The 441-nt window shown below is 44.2% G+C and carries 1 pseudogene; it reads right to left on the minus strand.

From position 1 onward, the window contains the following. Positions 1-441 (minus strand): annotated as a pseudogene (locus CD152_RS11955) (hypothetical protein); the annotation flags it as partial.

Below are 441 nucleotides of genomic sequence, written 5' to 3' on the forward strand. Positions count from 1 at the left end.
GGATGGTCTTCTGAAGTTCGGTCTTGAGTGTTCGATTTTCGTTGATGACCGTGCGCATCTCCTGTTTGAGTGTCTCGTTGTAGCGTTTCATCTCCTGCATCTCTGATACGAGCGTCAAGTACTTGTCGTGCATACTGTTGAATGCGATCTCTGCTTTCTGGTACTTCAGCGTTAGCTGTACGACCTGCTGGGAGAGATGTGAATCCTGATTGTCGTTTAAATCGTTCATAAGATTCTCGTTCCTGCTCCAATCCGTATTGGATTCCCTCGGCACCATAATCAACTCCTAAATTTTTTTCACGTATGATACGTTTCTTACCATCCCGGTCGATAAAGTCGTATGAAAAATGGGTCATCTGTTGCTTCTGATTGAATCTTTCCCTTATGTTGACACCTAGATCGGTTAGATGCGCCTTAAAGCGCTCTAAATCGAAATGAAGG

The organism is Macrococcoides caseolyticum (assembly GCF_002902665.1).
GTDB lineage: Bacteria > Bacillota > Bacilli > Staphylococcales > Staphylococcaceae > Macrococcoides > Macrococcoides caseolyticum.